The organism is Proteus sp. G2673 (assembly GCF_009915125.1).
Classification (GTDB): domain Bacteria; phylum Pseudomonadota; class Gammaproteobacteria; order Enterobacterales; family Enterobacteriaceae; genus Proteus; species Proteus penneri.
This window is the reverse complement of sequence record NZ_JAABLT010000022.1, coordinates 68,227-87,315: the sequence shown is the minus strand read 5'-3', so window position 1 is coordinate 87,315 and position 19,089 is coordinate 68,227. Positions and strand designations below refer to the sequence as shown.

Below are 19,089 nucleotides of genomic sequence, written 5' to 3'. Positions count from 1 at the left end.
TAACATCATGAAAAAAAACAGGAAAAATAATCTATCAGAAATTACACCTGAATCTGTTTTTATGATGAAACGACGTAATTTACTAAAATTATTAGGCATCGGCGCTACTGGAATAGCGGTTTCATCCACTGTAAAAGCCGATTTATTTTCATGGTTTACTGAAGATAACAAACCAACGACACCAAAATCATCCCGTAAAGAATTACAATTTATTCAACCTGAAGAATATCAATCTTCATTACAATTAACTCATGAAGATAAGGTAATCGGATATAACAATTTCTATGAATTTGGCCTTAATAAATCCGATCCTGCTAAGTATGCACACACAATGAAAACAGAAGAATGGACATTAACTATTGATGGTGAAGTTAATCGCCCACTTACTTTAAACTTAGACGATATTAATCATAAATTTCAATTAGAAGAACGCATCTATCGTATGCGTTGTGTTGAAGCATGGTCGATGGTCATTCCTTGGGTCGGTTTTCCATTAGCGAGCTTACTTTCTTTGGTTGAACCCAATAGTCGTGCAAAATATGTTGCCTTTGAAACGCGTTATGCACCACTGGAGATGCGCGGACAAGATAGTCGCTTCATTGGCGGCGGTTTGCAATACCCGTATGTCGAGGGATTAAGACTCGATGAAGCAATGAATCCACTCACATTATTGGCGACAGGAGTATATGGAAAATCCTTGCCAAACCAAAATGGCGCACCTATTCGCCTTGTTGTTCCGTGGAAATATGGATTTAAGGGGATCAAATCCATTGTCAAAATTCGCTTAACTGAGTCAATCCCACCAACAACGTGGAATCTTTCGGCACCACATGAATATGGTTTTTATGCAAATGTTAATCCAGATGTTAGCCATCCTCGTTGGTCACAAGCAACAGAACGCTTTATAGGCACAGGTGGATTAGGTCAAGTTACAAGACAACCAACACTATTGTTCAATGGCTATGGCGACCAAGTCGCGCATTTATATAAAGATTTAGATTTACGGAGAAATTTCTAATGAAACCAGTATATGGAATAGAAGTTAAATTATTAAAAACCATATTCCATCTTATTGGTTTATTGGCTTTCACTTGGCTTATTTATACAATTTATACGCAAAATTTCAGCGCAGATCCTTCAAAAGATATTCAGCATTTTACTGGAATTACAACGTTACGTTTATTAATTATATTAGCTCTGATCCCTATGGCTGCTTTTTGCTTAAAATTAAACACATTATTTCAAGTAAGAAAACTATTAGGGTTATGGTGTTTTTTTTGGGCTAATTTACATTTAGCAAGTTATCTGCTACTTGAAATAGGTTGGGAAAATATTACTTTCTTTTTTAGCGAAGTTTTTTCCCGTACTTATCTTATTATAGGCGCTTTATGTTGGATAATTTTATTATTGATGGCTATAAGTTCATTTGATTGGTTAAAAAATAAATTTAATCAAGAATGGAAAAGAATACATAGTCTATTTTATCCACTCTTATTATTAGTCTGTATTCATTATTTTTTATCATTAAAATCGCCAACACCAGAGCCTATTATTTATCTAATTATTATTGGATTAACTTACCTTTTTCGCTTTTGGCAACAGAAAAAAAACAAATCAACTAATATATAAAATAATTTACCCACCAATTTAATTCTAATATTATATAAATGAGCTTATTAAAGCCTCATTTAAGAGGCTTTAATAAATTGTAATAAACCATTTACATTATAGTAAACCGTTGTATCAAATACATTTTAAAAATCAATATGATATAGCCATTCACAGCCATTCCGTATTGCTTGATTACCTTCTTTTCGTGCTGAATAAGTCATAAATATCCCTGCACCATATTTTTTATCCGCATTATCATAAGATAAGGAAGAAACCCATTTAACAGGTTGTATAGAAAGTAATAATCTTCGAGCCTATCATTGTTGCTTTTCCTCCCACTCTCACTCGACTAATTGTATTTTCTGTTGAATCAATAATAACGTGAATAAGAGAAGAACATTGCATTGCACGCCCCTGCTCTAATAGAAAATGCGTTTTATGAGGGAAAACATGCTTAACAAGATAGCAGCCTAAAGCGCCACTAGAACTCCCTGTAGCAGATTCTTCATTGATGCCATATAAAGGTGCAAAGTTACGGCAATGAGCTGTAATTTCTTTATCTTGGCTAAGCTCAAAAACATGAAAGCCAATAGTATTAAATTCACGACTTAAGTCTGCAATCGCATCAAAATTCGGTTTTAGCGTATCTAATTGCCCAAATTGTACGGGGATCAAAATATCAGATAATCCTGTTGAAAATATCTCAATAGGTAAGCCTGTTTCTGAAATAACTTCGCAATTTACTCCCAATGCAGCAGCCACTGCATCGATCTTTGGAGCTTGTCGTGAAACAGGCAGTGTTTGCTCCATAACAACATTTTCAGTATCAATTGCTACGCTTAAAATACCTGCCTTCGTTTTTTGTGTGTAATGGCCAGAAGCCAATAAATTGAGTGAAGATAAAGTGAAAAATACCGCTAATGTAGCATGACCACAAAAATCGACTTCTCCTTCAGGAGTGAAAAAATTAACTTCAAAATCAGTCTCATCACCTCGATAGACAAAAGCTGTTTCAGAAAAGCCGACTTCTTTAGCGATAGCTATTTTCTGTTCATCACTTAATTGAGGGGGATTTAGTACTACGCCAGCAGGATTCCCCCCTGTATTATTCCGAGTAAATGAGTTTACAAGGTATACTTTGATCTCGTGCTCTACTGAGCGTATAGCTTCATTCTGCATATATTTTCCGTATTACTTCAAATCGCATTAAGCTTGTGTGTAAAAAAATAGAATTGTCTAGATCTATCTTGTATTACTCCACTTTAAATATATTTTTTTAAGTAGTAGATAAAATTCTCACTAATTAGGACAAACTTCTGACACGCTATCTAAGCCTTGCTGTCTTTGTTCAAATGTGACACTTTTATTATCACCTTCTCGGATAATTTTTAAGATATAAATACTATCAAAATCATTACTTTTCCATTTAGGGATTAATTTAGGATCGCCCCCCACTCGCTTCATAATATCTCGTGCCACTTTAACTAAATTGTCATGCTCCCATGCAATAAAAATAACTGCATTTTCATATTTCTTACTTAACAGGGCTTCACGCAATTCTTTTACTTCTTTAGCATGAAATTGAAGATGAATAGGCAACGAGGTTTTAATAGCAATAGGAGAAATTGTTTGGAGTGAACGCAATGAATTGCCTAATTTACTCTGTTTAGGTGCAGCGGCAAATAATGCATCAGGTTTGCCAAATTGATTTATAAGTACATCAGGTAGGGCTAATGCTCTATTTAATCCCTTACAGGTCAATTGCCCACTATCATTATCAGGTTTTTCACCATGCCTTATAAAGACAAGTGTTTGATCGGAGTACGCCATATGACTAAATCCTAAAATAAATATGCTCAAAAATATAAATACACTGCGCATACAGCGTTGCCTTTAAGTCAATTAAGTATAAGAAATATAGAAAATTAAAACATACCTAATATTAACCATAAACTCACCTATTTGATGCCATTAAGTCTATCATAGACCAAAGTATTTTAGCGGTGAGCGAGTCTTAGATAACGTACATTTAGCCACTCTTATAATTTATTGACCTTTATTCTATCTTCTAAACACCCCAAAATTAATTAACAAATATTAAAATCGAACAAACAATTGTTAACGAAAAATAAAGAATATCTTTAATTTTTTATTACTTTACGTCCAAGTTTATAAAATTGGATTAAACTTAAATACTCAGAACTCTTAGATAAAAAAGAGAGGAAATCTCTTTTTTAAAATAAAAACAATGTGTTAAAAATCAATGCAAGCCTTTTTATCTCCCTTTACTTAGTTTAATGACTAAAGTTCTGCCACTACTTACCGATACTGTTTGTTCTTAAATAAGTTACCAATACTTATTAATTTTTATTTATCCAGGGTTAAGCATGTTCTTTAAAAACTTTAAAATTCGTACAAAGTTAACCATCGCATTTACAACTTTTGTGATGTTAATTATGTTGGGTTCTAGTTTCGCATTAATGGGTTTAAATAGTGCGAATCAAGATATTCATGATGTCGTTGATGATATCTATCCAACCACGGTCAAAGCCAATTTACTGATTAATAATTTCAATGAGTTTATTATATTTCAGCAACTCACTATGCTTGATGAGCAAGAAAGTTTAGCAACTGAACAAGAGAGCAAAAAAGCAGAGATCACCGCTAAAGTTGCGCAATTGCTGAAAGAGTTAGATGAAACTACACACGATGCTGAGTCAAAAAAAATCTTAGCAGAAGTTTATGACATTCGTCAGCAATATATAACCTCTCAAAACTTTGTAATAAAGGCATTTAATGAAAATAACAGACACGCCGCAGTCAATGAACTGATCACAAAAACCTCCGCTATCCAATTAAAATATCGCGATAAAATATTAGAGTTTATCGAATTACAAAATCAAAAAATGGAGGAGGCAGGTGACGCTGTTGAACGTAATTTTATTGAGAAAAGAACATTTTTAATATTATTAACTCTTGTCAGTATTATTGTGGGCAGTATTTTAGGATGGTTTATAACTAAAGGCATTACTCTCCCATTAGAGAAGGCAATAAACTTTGCAAAAGCCATTGCAAATGGTGATTTAACACAAGAAGTGAGTACTGATTATCATGATGAAGTAGGGATATTATTACGGGCCCTCGCTGAAATGAAAAAGCGCCTATTAGAGGTTGTGCAAAATGTACAAAATGGCGCTGAAAATATTTCATCGGCAGCAGAGCAAATTACTGCTGGTAGCCAAAATTTAGCAGCAAGAACAGAAGAACAAGCAACCTCAGTAGAAGAAACGGCAAGCTCAATGGAGCAAATGACGTCAACCGTTAAAAACACAACGGATCATACTCATAATGCAATTAATGTTGCTGAAAAAACTGAAGTCGCCGTACATCACAATGGCAAAATGATGCTTCAGCTAACTGAAAAAATGAGAGCAATTAATAGCTCATCATCTCAAATGACAGATATTATTAACTTAATTGATGCCATTGCATTCCAAACTAATATTCTTGCACTAAATGCTGCTGTTGAAGCCGCCAGAGCAGGTGAACATGGTAAAGGTTTTGCAGTTGTTGCTGGTGAAGTCAGACTACTGGCACAAAAAAGTGCAGATTCCGCTAATAATATACGCACTCTTATCGATAACTCATCAACTCAAACACAGGAAGGGATGGAATTAGTTGAGCAAGCAGGCTCTCAAATCAAAAAAATGATCACCGATGTTGAAGAGATCAGCGCATTATTACGAGAAATTGGGCAAGCAAGTAATGAGCAAAGCGCTGGTATATCACAAATAAACAATGCTATAAGTCAGCTTGATTCGACAACTCAACAGAATGCAGGATTAGTTGAAGAATCTGTCGCAGCCGCAAATTCTCTTAACGACCAAGCCTTAAATCTAACCAAACTCGTTAATTACTTTCAGATTAAGTGCATCTAATTCGTTATTGTATTAGATAGTGTTGTTCAAGGTCACTCAGTGGAAACTGTCGTGACCTTGAAATCATATTTAGATGAAAGAATAACCTTTTATATCAACCAAAAACGTGAGTTAAATGTGCTTTATATTCAGCAATATCATTATCAATTTTTGGCTCTTTAATAACGTCATTGACCATAAAAGTTGGTAATTGAGATAATCCTAAAAATTGTTGTGATTTGTGAAAAGCAAAATAAACACCATCAACACCTCTGCCATCAAAAAAATTGCCAAATTCATTAAAGGCTTCAACAGGAGCATTCCATGTTACGGAGAGCATATATTTTTTACCTTGTAATAGTCCCCCTGTACCGTATTGCTTTTTAGGATCACGACGAGTACGTCCATCATTCTCATATAACTTGCCATGACCAAATGTATACACATCATCCATATATTTTTTTACTTTCCATGGCATCATCATCCACCAGCCAGGCATTTGATAAATAATGGTGTCTGCCCATAGAAATTTTTCTATTTCATCATCAATATCATAGCCTTCTTCTATTTGAGTCTCTTTAACACCATGACCTAATGTGACTAAATGTTCAGTAGCAACATCATGCAATGTGCGGTTTAATTGACCAGCAGAATGACCAAATTTTTGGCCACCATTAATCAGTAAAATATTCATGCTAACTCCTAAATTTTTTCTTGCGATGTGTCTAATGGAGTTAATTTAACAGGAAATAAATAAGTTCGCACACGACAATAAAATTACAAAACAAACAAAAAGCAGAATTATAATCTTTATTTTGACTAAAAAAATCAGTTTTAAAAACAAAAAACCAGAAAAAATCACTTTTACGATTACGTATATTAATAATAGCGATTATTGCTTTTTAGGTAAAAGTCTATTGTTTCTTAGGCTATTTTTTTAATGACTGGCTGTTATAACATTAATAGGAGCACCTTCTAGCCAGATAGGATTGTATTACTATCACATTGAGATAAATTGTAAGAAATAAAGCACATCAATGTGCTAAAAGTTACAGCTTTAATGTATCTGATAGATATTGAGTTAAACTATCAATAAAAACGCGAATGCGCTGGCTCACCACACGATCACTATAATAAACAGCATGAAAAGGTAATGGCATAGATTGTATTTTATCGCTAAATAGTTCAACTAGTTTGCCTTCTTGAATATCTTTATTCACCACAAAATCAGATAAACAAGCTATTCCTTCACCACTCATACATAGTTGCCTTAATGTTTCGCCATTGTTTGCAGATATCCCTTCCGTTACCGTAATGAATACATTTTTTTCGATTTCTAAAGGCCATGTATTTAATGAAACAGGCTCAGTAAATGTTAAACAAGTATGTTCGCTCAACATTTGTGCTGTTGTCGGAAATCCTTTTTGCTCAATATATTTTGGCGAAGCAATAATTTTGCGATGGCTATTAAATAAAGGACGAGCACGTAAACTTGAATCGGTTAAATGACCAACTCGTATAGCCACATCCACTTTACGTTCAATTAAATTAACAAAGGTTTCAGAAGAGACTAATGACAAAATAATATCAGGATAATGTTGGCGAAAAACAGAAATAAAAGGGATCAAAAGATGCAATACCACAGGTGTAGCAGCGTCAATACGCAATAAGCCTTTAGGGGAACGTTGTGTACCATGTAACTCATTTTCAGCGGCTTGCATTTCTTGCAATATCACTTTCATTCGCTGAAAATAAAGTTCACCTTCTGAAGTAAGAGCTATTTGGCGGGTTGTTCTATTCAGTAAATTAACCCCTAATTTATCTTCTAGTTTTTTTACAGTACGACTTACCGCTGAATTAGCGAGATTCAATTTATCTGCAGCTTTTGTAAAACTTTTATGTTCAACGACTTCAACAAATACTCTCGCTTCTTCTGATGTTGCTTTCATATCATAAACCTCGGTAGCATTAAGTAACGCACTGAAATTTAAGAATACGAGTATCTTTTCATTATTGCAATTAAGTTAATAATAGAGAGATATAGTGAGTTACTAGTCATAATCTACTATAAGTAATGTATATATCAAAAAAATAAGCAGGTAATCCTTAATGAGATACCTGCTTAACTCACTGTGGAAAAAATAACATTAAGCCAATTTCTCAATAAATTTAATCTCTAGTGAATCAGTTTTATCTTTTAAATTTTCGATAAATGTTTTCATATGTGCCGTTTCATTATGTTTATCAATGGCACTTTGGTTCTCCCATATTTCAAAGAAAATAAAAGTTCTTGGTTGAGTGGTATCCTTATGAAGTTCATACTGGATACAACCTTCGTCTTGATGACTTGGCTTTATCATCGCCAGACAAGCAGACAAAATATCGCTCTCATAATTTTCTTTTGCCACAATAGTGGCTATTAATCTGATATTGTTCATATAAAATCCTATCGCTCGGCTATGAGATTGTTAAGTACATTGATTAATAAACTCAAATTACTCTAACACAATTCTTATCTCATTCTTCATTCCAATTATTTCCATTTAAGCAAAAGTATTTTCCATTTAAGCAACTGGATCTACCTCAAAGAAATGGTGATTAATCCTTGTCTCTAAGTAAAACTTCTCAATCAAAGTAGTGAACAAATAATCCCTACTTTGTCACGAGTGTCATTACAATAGCTTTTATAATGGCATTCGATTTATACATTAACACGCATTTATCCCAATGAAAAAAAGCAACCTAGCTCACACTTTTGTTCTTTTTTTTATGTGTAACAACATCGCCAATGAAATGTAAACAAATTTACCAATATCAGACAAACTGTTTGTATTTGCAAAATTATTTCAACGGTAATGGATAGCGTCAAATGTTAAATCCTAAAACATCGCTAACATAATCGCTGATTTCTGTTATCAAAACAGGGCTATTTAATGATGAAAATAATCTTTTCACTATTAATACTTCCATAATAATCTCAACGTAATATCACTTATTGTAAGTGAAGCTTATCGCGCTAAAAAATATCCTCCCCCCTCCCTCACACTAAAGAAAACATTTCGCGAGAGATTATTACGTAGTTAAAACAAAAATAATTATCTGCAAACTTATTTTTCAATCATTTTTTCACTTTCAATATTTGTGTGACAATTTTCTAGGTAAAATGAATATCTCATCTAAAAATGAGACTATTACATCAAAATTATTTCATATCTTATCTTTGCTCTATAACAGTTAACTTAAACACTTCAAATAATGTATAGAAAAACCATTAAATAAATATTTTTCTCTTATTACATAGAATTTATTTTATGCTTTTTCAGTCATAAAAAATAAGAAAAATAAATTTTTTTACTTTTAAAAATACGATCAAGATCACTTAAATTATGTCTTTAACTGAAAATCATTAAGAATAACCATTCTCATTTTATATTTATTTCACACATTACATATCCATTATCCCTCTGATTTGTATTACAATTAAATCTAGTGTCAAAGCGAGTCATTGTGCCTATTAAGAGACAAAAAGAAGTCAATCATTGATGAGAAAATCATATTAACATCTACTTAAACAGTTAATATAAAAATATTAATTTTGTATAATTAACATTGTTATATAAAAAAACAAAAAGAAACCAATAATAATAAATTATATTCTTAGACTAAAATAAAAACATCTATAATCATAATAAAAAAACACCGTTCATTATAAATAAAAAAACAATAAAAAAACAACATAAAGAAAACAATTAATATAAAAACAAAAAATAAAAACAAACATAAAAAACCCAAAGAAAAATAAATTTAATAACAAAACACATTATTAGAGAAATAAAACTAACGATAATTTAAATAATAAAAAAAATAAAAACTTTTAATAATTTAAAATTGAAGAAAATAATTTTCAGCCTATTTATTAATAAAATAACCCTCCCGCAAATACATTAATTTAATTTATGCTTTATCAAAGAATAGATAATCATTTCTATCCTAAAAAATAGCATTTTAGACTTAAATTCATCTTTTTATTACATAGCTAAAACCATCAGTATCGTTCTTTTTTTCATCAAAAACCAATTTGATAACAACATTAGCAATCCAATTACATTGATGAACATCAAAAAACACGACAATTAACAAGCAAATAATGAGAAAAAAGGAATTTTTTTATATTTGTCACACAATTGATTTTATTCTATTACATCTCAATAAATATTCCCTACAATAGCCAACCAATCTAGCCTAACAATTTCATGAGTGATAATGTTTTTCATTGTTTAGGCTGGTAACTATCTTTTTTTATTTATGATTTATCGTTTCAGCAAAGTAGAGCATTAATAAAACCTAGTACCCTACACAATTATATGATGACCAATTTATAGGTTTGCCAACGCAGTTATAAACGATAAAAATTGCAAACTTAAGGATAAAAATAATCATGTCCGACTATCTATCATTCTTATTAGGTATTGTGCCTTTAGCGGTTTTGATTTTTATGATCTTAAAAATGAAATCAGCCGTTCACCATGCCGTGCTTGTGTCTTTAGTGATAACGGTTGCGCTGGCCATTTTCCATTGGAACAACACCATTCAATTTGCTTCAGTCTCGGTCCTTTATGGTGCAGTTAAAGGATTGTGGCCAATCATCATCGTCATTCTTGCCGCTATTTATAGTTATAACTTAATGCTAAAGACAGGTGGCATGGATGTACTGAAAGATGTACTCGCGGGTATAAGTGATGATAAGCGCGTGCAAGTTCTGCTTATCTCATGGTGTTTTGGTGGCTTCCTTGAAGCAGTTGCGGGTTATGGTACTGCGGTTGCCATTCCTATCGGCATTTTAATCGCACTTGGATTTGATCCTTTTAAAGCAGCTGTTGCCTCTTTAGTTGCCAATACGGTTCCTACTGCTTTTGGTGCAGTCGGCATTCCTGTTTCAATTTTGGCACAAAACACTGGGCTTGATGTATTAGTGCTAAGTAAAACGATTATCATTCAGTTGGGATTATTTAATATCGTCTTGCCTTTTGTCATCGTTGCCATTGCTGGTGGTGGAATTAAAGCAATTAAAGGTGTCGGATTTATTACTTTAATGTGTGGTATCAGTACACTGATCCCTCAATATATCGTTGCTGCTAATTTAGGTGCTGAATTACCGGCGTTTGCTGGTAGCTTAGTCAGCTTAATTGTGGTTATTTTCCTTGCTAAACGCATGAAAAACAGTGGTGATAAACAACAAAATATCAAAAAGCACACGGGCAAAGAGTTGTTAGTAGCAAGTTCTATTTACTTGTTTACCTTTATTTTTATTTTAGCGTGCTCACCTTTATTCCCTACACTTCAAAGCATGGCGGGTTCAATATCCACAAAGATCCCATTTGTATTAAGTGAGACACAAACGGAATATCAAACCATTGCTTGGTTAAGTACACCAGGTGTATTAATTATTCTCGCCAGCTTTGTAGGCGGCGCCATTCAAGGTGCAAGCGTTTCAACACTTATCTCTGTTCTGGTTAAAACGACGATCCAACTGAAAAACTCTATTATTGCCATCACAGCAATTGTAGCGATGGCAACTGTCATGGATTTCAGTGGCATGATTGGCAGTATCGCCGAAACCTTAGTTGATTTCACAGGTGCAGGATTTATCTTTATTGCGCCAGTAATCGGTGCGTTGGGAACCTTCGTAACCGGTAGTGACACCAACTCTAACGTACTGTTTGGTAAGTTACAAACCAGTGCGGCCGCTAAACTCAATATCGATCCATTTATTCTGGCTGCTGCAAATACCTCTGGTGCTACGGGCGGTAAAATGATTTCACCACAAAGTATCGCCATTGCTGTTTCAGCGACCAAAATGGATGGTCAAAGCAGTGCCATCATGCGTGAAACCTTAAAATACTGTATCGCCTATATCATTATTCTCGGGGCGAAGATCGGTATTATTTATCATCTAATGAACTAATTAATAAGGAGAAGGGAGTGTGTTCATTCCCACTCTTCTCCTCTTATAACAAATCAATAAAAGAATTTTATCTTTAGTAAAAATGACAACATCTGAGCGATGTTTTGGAGTTCGATTAATGAAAGTTAATTTTTATGCGACCTGTCTTGGTGATGTGCTGAAAGCAGATTCAGCTCGAGACACCGTCCTGTTACTTGAAAAATTAGGCTGCGAAGTCTTGTTTCAAGAACGCCAAGGTTGCTGTGGTCAGCCAGCGCTTAATAGCGGTTATGTAAATAACGCAAAACCAGCCATGAAATCGTTAATTGAAACATTGGAAGTGAACGACTATCCCATTATTTCACCCGCAGGCTCCTGTACTTATGCCATTAAAGGCTATCCAACTTACCTTGCTGATGAACCTCAATGGGCATTACGGGCACAAGGTGTTGCCGATCGCCTGATTGATTTAACCAGCTTTATTGTTAACAAACTTGGTGTTGTTGATGTTGGCGCTCGCCTTCCTGGTAAAGCGGTTTATCACCCATCTTGCAGTTTAACCAGAAAATTAGGTGTCGTAAGTGAGCCTTTAACATTATTAAAACATGTTGAAGGTCTTGAAATGTTGCCATTTGCAAACTCAGAAACCTGCTGTGGCTTTGGGGGGACATTCTCCGTGAAGATGTCTGAAATTTCAGGCGAGATGGTGACCGAAAAAGTAAAACATATCATGGATGTGAGCCCTGATTATGTCATTGGTGCCGATACAAGTTGCTTAATCAACATTCAAGGTCGCTTAAGTCGTGAAAAGCGTCCTGTAAAAGTGTTGCATATTGCACAAGTTTTAATGAGCCAATAAGGGAGCTTGCTTATGTCTATCAAAACCAGTGATATAGATTTCAGACCTCGTCTAGAACATGAAATGAAAGACACAATCATGCGTAATGCGGTTGTTATGGCGCAAGAACGTATTGGGGCTAACCGTCAAATCATGGTCAAAGAGCTGGGAGATTGGGAAGAGTGGCGTGATCGCGCTGAACAAATCCGTAACCATGTTCTTGAAAACTTAGATGCTTATCTCTATCAATTATCTGAAAAAGTAACAGAAAACGGAGGTCATGTTTATTTTGCTAAAACAGCAGAAGATGCCTCTCGTTACATTTGTGACGTTGCCAAAAAGAAAAACGCGAAGAAGATCGTAAAATCTAAATCAATGGTCACCGAAGAAATTGGGATGAATAAGGCCTTACAGAATGAAGGCATTGAGATCATCGAAACTGACCTTGGTGAATATATTCTTCAATTAGATAACGATCCACCGTCTCATATCGTGGTTCCTGCGATCCACAAAGATCGTTATCAAATTCGCAAAGTCTTAAATGAAAAACTCAATTATGAAGGCAGTGAAACGCCTGAAGATATGACGCTTTTCATTAGACAACGTATAAGACAAGATTTCCTTTCTGCAGATATTGGCGTTACTGGTTGTAACTTTGCAGTAGCTGAAACAGGCACCGTCTGTTTAGTCACTAACGAAGGTAATGCCAGAATGACCACCACATTACCTAAAACCCATATTGCAGTCATGGGCATGGAACGTGTGGCACCGACATTTGAAGAAGTTGATCCATTAATTACAATGTTATGCCGTAGCGCGGTTGGTTCTCGTTTAACCAGTTATAACACTTGGGTAACTGGCCCACGTGAAGCTGGCAATGTTGATGGTCCTGAAGAATTCCATTTAGTGATTGTCGACAATGGCCGTTCTGAAATTTTAGGCTCACAATTTAAAGATATTTTACGCTGTATCCGTTGTGGTGCTTGTCTTAATACATGCCCTGCTTATCGTAATATTGGTGGACATGCTTATGGTTCAATTTATCCAGGTCCAATTGGTGCGGTCATTTCACCACTGCTAGGGGGCTATAAAGATTTCCATGATCTCCCTTACGCTTGTTCATTATGTAATGCATGTAATGTGGTTTGCCCAGTCAAAATTCCTTTAGCACAACTCATTTTAAAACATCGCCGAGTGATGGCAGAAACAGGTCTTACACCCAAAGCTGAACGTCGAGTCACCGGTATGTTTAACTACCTCAATTCACACCCTGCTCTTTGGAAAGTGGGTATGAATGTTGGTGCGAAAATGGCGGGATTAATGATCAAAAATGGTTCTACACCAATCAAAATCAGTGTTCTTAACGATTGGATGGAATCGCGCGATCTCCCTGAACCGGATGGTTATAGCTTCCGTAGTTGGTTTAAACGCCATAAAGCAGAAGGAAAAAAATAACATGTTAAACGAACAAAACCGTAATGAATTTCTGCAAACTATTGCTGAAAAATTAGGGCGTCCTATCGCTCATAAACCACAGCCACAACCTACACCGGTAAATAATTTAGCAAAAACACGGTTAACTAATTTAACTCAAGATGAATTGTGCAAAGAATTTACCGATTTTGCACAAACTCAAATGGTGAAATGTGTTGTTAGTAAACCAGAAGAGCTTATCAATAGCTTAATTGATCTCTGTGAAAGTTATGATTGTAAAGGCTCAGTGGTAATAAGTGGTGATGATCGCCTAGATGCACTAGGTGTGACAAAAGCGATTAGTGAAAAATACGAAACCTATATTTGGAACCCAGAACTTGGTCATGAAAATATTATTCATGCTGAACGCTCTCAAATTGGAATTGTCTTTGCTGAAGCGGGCCTAACTGAATCAGGAGGGATTGTCTTATTTTCTTCACCAGAAAAAGGACGTGCCGTTAGCTTACTACCTGAAACATCAATTGTTATTCTACGTAAAAGTGATATTTTGCCTCGTGTGGCTCAAATTGCTGAGCGTTTACATAAGATGGCTCAAGAAGGTGTAAGAATGCCGTCTTGTATCAATTTAATTGGTGGTGCAAGTTCTACTGCTGATATTGAGTTGATTAAAGTGTGGGGGGTTCATGGCCCTGTTCATGCGGCTTATTTAATTATTGAAGATTGCTAATTCAAGATAAAATAACGTTAAAACGATAACAAAATAACTAACAGTCTGAGTCAATCATCGACTCCTAAATCAAACCCAAAAGATAAGTTAATGGCTTTTGGGTTTTCTCTATTGTTTACCAATTAATTATTTAATAAAACTTTTGCTCTCCATTGATTCAATTTTATTTCACATGCGAGTAAAACATCTCCTGCCCCCGTTCCCCCCATTAGTAACGCAGATTGTCGTTGGCATTCAGCGCTTCTAAATTGAATAAAATGCTGTTGAGAACTGGCTAATGCATCAATGGCACTTTTCGCTGCAATAGAATCAGTATCTTCAAGATCACTCTTACTTTTGTCATAAATGACATTCATTTGCTGTTCTGCCAGTTTTAACTCATCCAATAAACAAGCTTGCACTGCTGTTCTTGGCTCGTTTGCAGTCACTTCATAACATTTTGCTAAAGGATCGTATTTGTTTTGTGCCAAAGAAAAAAAACTAACTGTCAGTAAGCTACAGAAGATCATAAATAAACTTATCTTCACACGAACTCCTTATAGATATTTATAATAAAATTTATGCTCAACATAATGTATAAAATAGCCAATATTACATCTATTAGTGTGAACAGTATCATTTTAATGATATATCGCATATTACTTGATAACTTTAAATTTCAATCAAGTAATTATAAAAAAACATTATTAATGCCTTTTAAATTTAAACCTGTTTTTTTTCTTAGTATAGCAATAGAAAATCCACTTTTTTTGCAGTAATCTCATACCATTCTTATTGGCAATTTTTAACTAAAAACGACCAGTGGTATCACCAATATGCTCTACAAATTCACTCCCATTATTCTTCTCATCATTTCCAACGTTTTTATGACATTTGCTTGGTATGGACACCTAAAATATGGCAATAAACCCCTTATTGTTGTCATTATTTTAAGCTGGTTGATTGCCTTTGTTGAATACTGTTTTGCTGTACCCGCAAATCGCATTGGTCATAATTATTACAGTGCGGCAGAATTAAAAACCATACAAGAAGTGATCACATTAACTATTTTCGCTATTTTTTCTGTCACTTATTTAGGAGAAAATTTTACATTAAATCACTTTATTGGTTTTCTTTTAATTGGTGCAGGTGCTTTATTTATCTTTAAAGGTCCTTTTTAGAAAAACCAATTAATAGATATTGTTAGCTCATCTTTTCAGCATATTATCTACGCTTATTTATTATCGCCTTATCAAAACTGATAAGGCTTTTTTATTCAAAACTTAACTTTTTGATTACTTTTAATACTATTTATAGTGTGGTTTTTACGGAGGGTTAAATAACACCATCACTTACCATTAAGTTATATAGTCTATTTAGATAATTTTTCCAAAATAATAGTCTGTTTTTTAATAAATACGCTCTACATATAGAAATATTTCTCTTGAAAAATATTTTTCATTCAGCGCATAATGATTGCTCTAAGAGAAGCATCGTTTCTCTGTCTTTTTTGCTTCTCTTAAACTACCGAACACTTAGAACGTGCGTTTTGTCACTTTAACGTCAGATAAAATGGTATCTGGTATGAGCAAACATTCTAACGATTTTATTTATATGCAGGATAACCCCTGTATGCATTGTGGTGCTTGTTGCGCCTATTTTAGAGTTTCGTTCTATTGGGCTGAAATGGTAAGTGGTGGAGGCGTGGTTCCTGATGAACTAACAGAGCCATTAACGCCTTTTCTCTCTTGCATGAAAGGAACAAATTCTAAAAAACCACGCTGTGACAAACTGATTGGTGAGGTGGGAGAGTGTGTAAGCTGCTCTATCTACGAGCAACGCCCTTCTCCTTGCCGTGAGTTCCAACAATCTTGGGTAAATGGCATCCATAATGAAGCTTGCGATCGTGCGAGAGCGGCTTATGGTTTACCGCCATTAACTCACATCACATTACCTCACAGCGCGTAAGACATCAGAGGGGTTAATCCCCTCCTGATCATTTAATACTACCCAATATGCATTTTTTATAAAAAACAAAATAATAGAACAAAAAAGCATTATTAAATAACACGTTAGTTTGACTTTATTTTTAAATAACCTAGTATATAAGAGAATTAATTAATAACTCTTATTTAGTGAGGTTTTTTATTTAAAAGAAGCAACAAACTTGGGGGGCATTATGATCAGTAGCTCTTTTTTTATCCTTTTCCTTTCTTTTATCTGTTCTACTGCTGTCGTTAGTATGTTACTCGGTGGCTTAGAGGAATAATTATGAATATTTCTGATGAAAATATTCTTTCCCAGAAATAATGCCCATACTTTACATAAAATCAGTATGGACATTATTTTTTAAATTTTATATTTTTTACTGTTGTTATTTTTATTCTATTTTTTATAAAAAACTAAACATCTCAATTTTTCCTCACTTACCTATTTAGTAAGTAAAATGCCCGGTTATTTTCCATGAAAATAAGACATCCTCAGCAACTTGCCCAAATCCAATATTATGCATAACGAGATAGCGTTGATTGTCCCAACTTTTTTTATTTACTACAATGCCAATATGAGGCCGCCCATTATCTAGGCGCCAACTAATAATATCGCCTGGTACATAATCTTCTGCATTTTTTGTAATCGGCTTTACTTTTCCTTTTCGTGTAAAAAAGACTTCTAAATTGGGAACTCTACGGTGATCAATGTTCGTATCAGGCTTATTCAATCCCCACAGTCTTTTACTTGGGTAAGCAGAAAAATGTGCTTTAATGTCTTCATGCAGTAATTTTTGTAGATCGATATCAATTCCACGATAACTACGAATAATAACGTCGCTACAAACTCCTTTATAAGCAGGAACATCACCATTTGGGTAATCTATTTTGCGATAATCTGAGTCATAAATTACGGCTCTTGGTAAATCAGTGGCATATTCCACCAGCTTTTTATTTTGCTCTGCCGTTATTGCTTTGGCACTTGAAAAAGGAATAATCAATAAAAGCAAAAAGCTGAGTACCGTTATTCTCATTATATAATCTCCATGAAAAGTTAAATCCATTATCTTTAAAGAAGGGATTGGATGATCTGTTTATACTGATAAAACACAGTATAAAAATATAAGTGGAATCTTAATTAATTTTTAAATATAACATAAAAAACCGAGCGACTTTTTACAGTTAGCTCGGCTGATAATAAAATAAAAGAGAAAGAGATCTAATTAAGAGAAATTGTTAGTTCAACACAATATGGCTTTTGCGTCGTAAACTGGCAAAAAGCATATAAATCGCCGTCACTAATAACACCACAAAGAAGAAGTTCATAATGCCATTATTGGCAGCTTGAGCCATAAACATTCCTGCGCCTAAAGGCCCAATGGCAGAACCAATGCTATAACTTAATAACATTACTTGTGTGATTGCGACAATATAACTTGCATTAACATGATCACACGCCAATGTAATAGCGATAGGATAAAGTGCAAAAGAAGACATTCCCAATAACGCTAGTGCAATAATAAGCACCATATAATCGCTAGAAAGATAAGTCAGTCCCATGGCAAAAACGCCCACTAAACACATCATCGCTAATAACAGTGTCTTACTTATCATCACAGACAATTTGCTAATAATAGGCTGAACCACCATTCCTCCTAAAATAATTGCTGCCATCAACACACCTATTTGGTCTGTTGTAAATTGCCCTTGATTTAAAGCCAATGGCATCATGCCATAAATACTGCCCATCACCACACCAGAGACCATACAGCCCACTAAAGCCGCTTTATTTAATCGGCTCATCTGCTTGAGTGACAAACTTTTATGATCATGTCCTTGTGGTTGCCCTTGTTTAAAAAGCAGAGGCGGTAATACGGCGATTAATAACAAAACTAATATCGCCATAAACGGGATAGCGCCTTGCGTACCAATTGCACCAATTGCCAATTGTCCTAATGTTGTGCCACCATAAAGCGAGGTCATATAAAAACCTAAGCGTTTAGCTCGCTCTTTAGGATTATCGCCAATTAATAGCCATGACTCGACAACAACAAATATCCCTGCGACCGCCATACCACCAATAAAACGGAAAATTATCCATGCTGATAAATAAGGCATGAAAGGCAACACACCGACAGTCACTGCCAGTAATAATAAAAATACAACGAAAGAAAGACGATGCCCTATTCTTGCAATAATAGGTTCTATCATGACTGAACCTATTAATAATCCGATAAAATAAATACTTGCTAACCAACTGGCATAGAGTGTATCCATTCCAAAACTGCTCATAGACAGCGGAATTAAACTCATTAAATAGCCTGACGCGATAGCAAATACCGTTAACCCAGCCACAGGTACTAATGTACTGTCGCCTTTGCGTACCAAAGTAGTGTGCTGTTTCACTACCCTCGTCTCCACAATCAAAACGGTTGATGATGCGCTGTTTTCTCGATGCCAGATAGAGGCGGTTCTTTTATCTAGGAAAGATAAAAGAAACAAAGGTGAAAACAGTGGATGGCGTCCCTAAATTTAGGAGACGCGAATATAACGCTTAAACTGCCATAAATAAAATTATAAAATCTAATGCCAACAAACAATTTTATTTATATCACTCACAATTATCGTCTTTTCCTACAAAAAATAAATAG

Annotated in this window: 17 protein-coding genes; 9 read left to right on the top strand and 8 right to left on the bottom strand. The window is 34.6% G+C overall.

Annotated elements, in window-relative coordinates:
- Positions 1-7: 7 nt before the first annotated feature.
- Both msrP and GWI59_RS12685 read left to right on the top strand, forming a co-directional pair.
- Entirely contained in the window at positions 8-1,018 is a 1,011-nt protein-coding gene (gene msrP / locus GWI59_RS12690) for a protein-methionine-sulfoxide reductase catalytic subunit MsrP (protein ID WP_109847748.1), read from the top strand.
- Positions 1,018-1,629, top strand: coding sequence for a protein-methionine-sulfoxide reductase heme-binding subunit MsrQ (locus tag GWI59_RS12685; protein ID WP_109847749.1), 612 nt, complete (start codon positions 1,018-1,020; stop codon positions 1,627-1,629). The genes msrP and GWI59_RS12685 overlap by 1 nt, the downstream gene beginning before the upstream one ends.
- Before the next feature lie 261 nt (positions 1,630-1,890).
- Here GWI59_RS12685 and GWI59_RS12680 read toward each other — a convergent pair whose 3' ends face one another.
- Both GWI59_RS12680 and GWI59_RS12675 read right to left on the bottom strand, forming a co-directional pair.
- The gene (locus GWI59_RS12680) at positions 1,891-2,790 is read right to left on the bottom strand and encodes a PhzF family phenazine biosynthesis protein (protein ID WP_109847750.1); all 900 of its coding nucleotides are present in this window, start codon (positions 2,788-2,790) and stop codon (positions 1,891-1,893) included.
- A 120-nt stretch (positions 2,791-2,910) separates the two neighbouring features.
- A complete protein-coding gene (locus tag GWI59_RS12675; RefSeq protein ID WP_161671275.1) occupies positions 2,911-3,492 on the bottom strand; it encodes a histidine phosphatase family protein in 582 nt (193 codons plus the stop codon).
- Between the two features lie 506 nt (positions 3,493-3,998).
- On the opposite strand from GWI59_RS12675, the gene GWI59_RS12670 reads away from it, so the two are divergent.
- On the top strand, positions 3,999-5,549 hold the full coding sequence (locus tag GWI59_RS12670; protein WP_161669665.1) for a methyl-accepting chemotaxis protein: 1,551 nt from the start codon (positions 3,999-4,001) through the stop codon (positions 5,547-5,549).
- A 94-nt stretch (positions 5,550-5,643) separates the two neighbouring features.
- Here the strand turns inward: GWI59_RS12670 and GWI59_RS12665 are convergent, their stop codons facing one another.
- The 3 genes from GWI59_RS12665 to GWI59_RS12655 form a co-directional block, all read right to left on the bottom strand.
- A complete protein-coding gene (locus tag GWI59_RS12665; protein ID WP_072063310.1) occupies positions 5,644-6,222 on the bottom strand; it encodes an NAD(P)H-dependent oxidoreductase in 579 nt (192 codons plus the stop codon).
- A gap of 355 nt (positions 6,223-6,577) precedes the next feature.
- Entirely contained in the window at positions 6,578-7,477 is a 900-nt protein-coding gene (locus tag GWI59_RS12660) for a LysR substrate-binding domain-containing protein (RefSeq protein WP_161671276.1), read from the bottom strand.
- A 198-nt stretch (positions 7,478-7,675) separates the two neighbouring features.
- Positions 7,676-7,966: a putative quinol monooxygenase gene (locus GWI59_RS12655; protein WP_006533613.1), complete on the bottom strand. Its 291-nt coding sequence runs from the start codon at positions 7,964-7,966 to the stop codon at positions 7,676-7,678.
- A 2,000-nt stretch (positions 7,967-9,966) separates the two neighbouring features.
- On the opposite strand from GWI59_RS12655, the gene GWI59_RS12650 reads away from it, so the two are divergent.
- The 4 genes from GWI59_RS12650 (at position 9,967) to GWI59_RS12635 (ending at position 14,471) form a co-directional block, all read left to right on the top strand.
- A complete protein-coding gene (locus GWI59_RS12650) occupies positions 9,967-11,493 on the top strand; it encodes an L-lactate permease (RefSeq protein WP_161724807.1) in 1,527 nt (508 codons plus the stop codon).
- A 118-nt stretch (positions 11,494-11,611) separates the two neighbouring features.
- Positions 11,612-12,331, top strand: a complete 720-nt coding sequence (locus GWI59_RS12645; RefSeq protein ID WP_072063314.1) for a (Fe-S)-binding protein — start codon at positions 11,612-11,614, stop codon at positions 12,329-12,331.
- Between the two features lie 12 nt (positions 12,332-12,343).
- Positions 12,344-13,765, top strand: a complete 1,422-nt coding sequence (locus tag GWI59_RS12640; protein ID WP_072063315.1) for a LutB/LldF family L-lactate oxidation iron-sulfur protein — start codon at positions 12,344-12,346, stop codon at positions 13,763-13,765.
- A gap of 1 nt (position 13,766) precedes the next feature.
- Positions 13,767-14,471: a LutC/YkgG family protein gene (locus GWI59_RS12635; protein ID WP_109399817.1), complete on the top strand. Its 705-nt coding sequence runs from the start codon at positions 13,767-13,769 to the stop codon at positions 14,469-14,471.
- 122 nt (positions 14,472-14,593) lie between these two features.
- Here the strand turns inward: GWI59_RS12635 and umoC are convergent, their stop codons facing one another.
- Positions 14,594-14,998: a lysozyme inhibitor LprI family protein gene (gene umoC, locus GWI59_RS12630; protein WP_109847756.1), complete on the bottom strand. Its 405-nt coding sequence runs from the start codon at positions 14,996-14,998 to the stop codon at positions 14,594-14,596.
- A 288-nt stretch (positions 14,999-15,286) separates the two neighbouring features.
- On the opposite strand from umoC, the gene GWI59_RS12625 reads away from it, so the two are divergent.
- Together GWI59_RS12625 and GWI59_RS12620 are read left to right on the top strand one after the other, a co-directional pair.
- Positions 15,287-15,631 carry a DMT family protein gene (locus GWI59_RS12625; protein ID WP_006533623.1) on the top strand — a complete coding sequence of 115 codons (345 nt, stop codon included), beginning with the start codon at positions 15,287-15,289 and terminating at the stop codon, positions 15,629-15,631.
- A gap of 403 nt (positions 15,632-16,034) precedes the next feature.
- Positions 16,035-16,418 (top strand): YkgJ family cysteine cluster protein, encoded by a 384-nt coding sequence (locus GWI59_RS12620; protein ID WP_072063318.1) that lies wholly within the window; start codon positions 16,035-16,037, stop codon positions 16,416-16,418.
- Positions 16,419-16,884: 466 nt separating this feature from the next.
- Here the strand turns inward: GWI59_RS12620 and GWI59_RS12615 are convergent, their stop codons facing one another.
- Positions 16,885-17,472: a DUF1287 domain-containing protein gene (locus GWI59_RS12615; protein ID WP_354384688.1), complete on the bottom strand. Its 588-nt coding sequence runs from the start codon at positions 17,470-17,472 to the stop codon at positions 16,885-16,887.
- A 202-nt stretch (positions 17,473-17,674) separates the two neighbouring features.
- On the bottom strand, positions 17,675-18,844 hold the full coding sequence (locus GWI59_RS12610; RefSeq protein ID WP_109399814.1) for an MFS transporter: 1,170 nt from the start codon (positions 18,842-18,844) through the stop codon (positions 17,675-17,677).
- Positions 18,845-19,089 lie beyond the last annotated feature (245 nt).